Annotated in this window: 1 protein-coding gene; it reads left to right on the top strand. The window is 61.8% G+C overall.

The annotated features are described in order from the left end of the window. Window positions 1–14: 14 nt before the first annotated feature. Window positions 15–228, top strand: a 214-nt coding sequence (locus L6D80_RS30045) for a hypothetical protein (protein WP_236183125.1), incomplete at its 3' end; no start/stop codon positions are given.

The following is a 228-nucleotide window of genomic DNA, read 5'->3' as shown; positions in this document are numbered from 1 at the left end:
CCACCAGAGGCTGGGTGGCAACCGCAACGGGCGGCACCATCACTGCTGGGCCGCTCTTCGCCACGGTGACCAAAAACCCCAACCTGCAGTGCAACTTCACACCCACCGTTTCTGGCGCGCAGAACCCTTACCTGCGCATCAGATTACGTCGTCGCAACACAACGCGGTCCGGTGCGCAGATGTACTGGGCGAACGAAGATGGAGGGCTATCAGAAGTCCGGCGCATGG

Source organism: Pseudomonas ceruminis, assembly GCF_021602025.1.
Classification (GTDB): Bacteria; Pseudomonadota; Gammaproteobacteria; order Pseudomonadales; family Pseudomonadaceae; genus Aquipseudomonas; species Aquipseudomonas ceruminis.
The sequence above is the reverse complement of the archived record's forward strand: the minus strand, read 5'-3'. Positions and strand labels throughout refer to the sequence as shown.